The organism is Devosia limi DSM 17137, assembly GCF_900128975.1.
Taxonomy (GTDB): domain Bacteria; phylum Pseudomonadota; class Alphaproteobacteria; order Rhizobiales; family Devosiaceae; genus Devosia; species Devosia limi.
The window spans coordinates 1-3560 of the sequence record NZ_FQVC01000023.1 but is presented as its reverse complement, the minus strand read 5'-3'; the positions used below and the strand labels follow the sequence as shown (position 1 = coordinate 3560).

Annotated in this window: 3 protein-coding genes; 2 read left to right on the top strand and 1 reads right to left on the bottom strand. The window is 63.7% G+C overall.

Annotated elements, in window-relative coordinates:
* The first annotated feature begins 262 nt into the window (after positions 1–262).
* The gene (locus BUA69_RS20505; RefSeq protein ID WP_072866663.1) at positions 263–1267 is read left to right on the top strand and encodes a Gfo/Idh/MocA family protein; all 1005 of its coding nucleotides are present in this window, start codon (positions 263–265) and stop codon (positions 1265–1267) included.
* Positions 1268–1410: 143 nt separating this feature from the next.
* On the opposite strand, the gene BUA69_RS20500 is transcribed toward BUA69_RS20505, so the two are convergent.
* Entirely contained in the window at positions 1411–1974 is a 564-nt protein-coding gene (locus tag BUA69_RS20500; protein WP_072866662.1) for a TetR/AcrR family transcriptional regulator, read from the bottom strand.
* Positions 1975–2044: 70 nt separating this feature from the next.
* Between BUA69_RS20500 and BUA69_RS20495 the strand changes: the two genes are divergently transcribed.
* Entirely contained in the window at positions 2045–3067 is a 1023-nt protein-coding gene (locus tag BUA69_RS20495) for an NAD-dependent epimerase/dehydratase family protein (RefSeq protein WP_046133342.1), read from the top strand.
* Positions 3068–3560: the final 493 nt, after the last annotated feature.

Genomic DNA, 3560 nt, shown 5'->3' with positions numbered 1-3560 from the left:
GTATCGGCTGAAAAACCGCCGCCCCTGGTTCGGTCCCGCAGAAAATACCGGCGCGATGGCGAGGCTCTGCCTCATTTCATTGCGGACTACCCGCTTGAGGCAAAAGCCTCGCCATCCCCGCACTTCGGATACGAAGTGCCCCCGCCAGCCAGAAACCGCGCCCGGCGGCGCCTCGGCGCGTCACACCATTTCCGCGCGTCTTCCATACTAGCCAAGCACACCCCCGCCCGCTAAAACTCTCAGCAACTGGGGAGGGGCCAAATTGACCACCAAGAAAGTTCGCTGGGGCATTCTATCGACCGCCAATATCGGCATGCAGAAGGTCACGCCCGGCATCATGAAATCGGCCCATTCCGAGGTATTTGCCATTGCCTCGCGCGATCTGGGCAAGGCCCAGGCTGCCGCCAAAAAGCTCGGGATCCCAAGGGCCTACGGCTCCTACGAAGAGCTATTCGCCGATCCCGATATCGACGCCATCTACAATCCCTTGCCCAATCACCTGCATGTGCCGATGACCGTCGCCGCCGCCAAGGCCGGCAAGCATGTGCTGTGCGAAAAGCCGATCGCGCTCAATGCTCGGGACTCCGAGGCACTGCGCGAGTGCCCGCCCGACCGCATCGTGCTCGAAGCCTTCATGGTGCGCTTCCATCCGCAATGGCTGCGGGCCCGCGAGATCATCCGGTCCGGCGAATTGGGCGAAGTCCGCGCCATCAATGCGGTGTTCGGCTATAGCAATCTCGACCCCAACAATGTGCGCAATCAGCCCGATATCGGTGGTGGCGGCATCATGGATATCGGCTGCTACCCGATCACGGCGGGTCGCTTCCTGTTCGAAGGCGAGCCCAGCCGCGTCGTCTCGCTGGTCGAGCGCGACCCCAATTTCAAGACCGACCGGCTGGCCAGCGTCCTCGCCGATTTCGGCAATGGGCGGCAGCTCAATTTCGTGGTGTCCACCCAGATCGCCGGCCACCAGAAGGTGCAGGTACTGGGCAGCAAGGCCAAGCTTGAGATCACCATTCCGTTCAATCCCGCGCCCGACGAACGCACCGCCATCACCATCGATACCGGCGCGCCCTTCGACGGCTCCCTGGCCCGCCGCGAAATCCTGCCCGCCTGCGATCAATATACCGAACAGGCCGAAGCCTTTGCCCTTGCCGTGCTTGGCGAAAAACCGCTGCCCTGGGGCATCGAAGACGCCATCGCCTCGATGAAAGTCCTCGACGCCATCTTCGCCAGCGAGAAAACCAACGCCTGGGCCAACGTCTGATCCCCAGCCATCGCCCTATCGTCCCCTCCCCCTTGAGGGGAGGGCCAGGGTGGGGGTCCCAAGATACGCGCGAACCATCCCTGCACACCGTCATCCCGGCGCGAGCCGGGATCCAGTTTCCCCCCGCCAACCAGCGTCCAGCCTCACCCCAATTCCGGCCCGATCAGCCGCCGGCACATCAGTCGGATTCCCGCCCCGACCTCCGCCTCGCTGCCAAACTTGCGCGCTATCCCATAGGCCGAAGCCAGCACCAGCCGCGCCAAAGCCTCGGCATCGGCCACACCGGCGCCCCGCAGCTCCGCCGCGATCTCATCGCGCACCCGCTCATCGACAGCGCGGAACCGTCCCGCCAACCGATTGTGCTCGTCATAGAGCTCAGCCGCATGTGCGGAGCCAGCCAGTACCCCGGCGATCACCCCATATTTTCCGGCCAGCGCCGCCCCAACCCGTTCGGCGATATCCCCGCCCCCTGCCATGCCGCTATCATAGGCGGCAAGGAGGTCCCCGATCATCTCGTCGATGATCCCGCTAAACACCGCATCCTTGTCGGTGAACTGGGCATAGAGGGTTGGTTTGGCGATCCGCGCTTCCCGCGCGATCGCTTCCATGCTGGTGGCGCGCAGTCCCTGTTTGAGCACCAGGAACCGCGCTGCATCCAGGATACGACGCCGCTTTTCCTTGACCCTGTCTGTCGCTGCTTCAGTCAATTGGTCGACTCGCTCTTGTACTAATTGAACGATTACCATACTTATCGTTCAATTCTAAGGGAGATATTCAATGTCCGACCGCGTCCTGCTCACCGGCATTTCCGGCTTTCTCGGCGGCCATGTTGCGCTGCAATTGCTCAATGCGGGCTACATCGTCCGCGGCTCGGTGCGCAATCTGAGCAAGGCCGACAAGGTTCGTGCCACCCTCGCCAAGGCCGGCGCCGACACCTCCCGCCTCGAGTTTGTCGCGCTCGATCTGATGAACGATGCCGGCTGGGATGCCGCCATGGCCGATTGTCGCTATCTCCAGCACACGGCCTCTCCCTTCGTGCTCAAGATGCCTGAAGACAAGATGGAGCTGATCGGCCCGGCCGTCGATGGCACCACCCGCGCCATTTCGGCCGCCTTGCGCGCTGGGGTAGTGCGTATCGTCCTCACCTCCTCGATGGCCGCCATCGCCTATGGCCACGACAAGTCCCGCACCGAGCCCTTCACCGGCAGCGACTGGACTAATCTCGAAAGCCGGGCCGTCAACGCCTATGTCCAATCCAAAACCCTGGCCGAACGCCGCGCCTGGGACCTGATGGATGCCGCCGGTCGTCACAATGACCTCGTCACCATCAATCCCAGCGCCATCTTGGGACCGCTGCTGGATGAGGATCCCGGCACTTCCGCCACCCTGGTGCAGCGCCTGCTCAATGGCTCAGTCCCCGCCGCCCCGCGTATTCCGCTTGTCATCATCGATGTACGCGATGTCGCCGCCGCCCATGTCGCGGCGATGACCGCGCCCGCCGCCGGTGGCCAGCGCTTCCCCATGGGCGAACGCTCACTATTCTTCCTGGAGGCCGCCAATATCCTGCGCGCACACCTGCCCGAAAACGCCGGCAGAATCCCGCGCTTCGAAATGCCCGACTGGGCCGTCCGCCTCTATAGCCTCTTTGACAAGGACGTCCGCTCCAATCTCGGCGAACTCGGCGTCCTGAAACGCCTGGACTCCGCGGCCGCCATCACCCTGCTCGGCCGCCCCCTCATCCCCGCCGCAGCCGCCCTCACCGCCACCGGCGAAACCCTGCTTGCGGAAGGCCTGGTGTAGGTCCGCGATAAATGCCGAGCAGCACGGAGTTACCCAAAAGCCAGGTGCACATGTCGGTCATCCCGCCGTCTTGGTCCGCCGCGTTGGTCGTCCCAGTCCCCGATCCCCTCCCCAGCGTCATTGCCCGGCTTGTCCGGGCAATCCAGTTTCCTGCGTGCCCTGCGGGACTCCGGCTGATGCCGACCGCGCCTTCTGCCTTGGCGAAACTGCGTCCGGCGAGACTTACGACCCCCGGTGAGGCTCGAACTCTCCCCCTCACCGCGCTGCCCTCGGACTTGATCCGAGGGCCACTCTCAGCCGGGCAGGTTGTCAGGAGCTCCCAGTTACCCCCGAGCCTTGTTTCCAGTCGCGCCTGTTGCTCGCGCCGCGGTTTCCCGTTAGCGGCCCTGCCGCTCTCATTGATCAATTCCGGTCCTGGAAACGCAAAACCCCCGTCGGCTTTCGCTGACGGGGGTTTTGAATTTCGAGATTGTATTGAGAGCCGTATGTTTTT

Bases quoted from the DNA above. Each gene is read 5' to 3' on its own strand.
- BUA69_RS20495 (WP_046133342.1), top strand. From the start codon at position 2,045: ATGTCCGACCGCGTCCTGCTCACCGGCATTTCCGGCTTTCTCGGCGGC.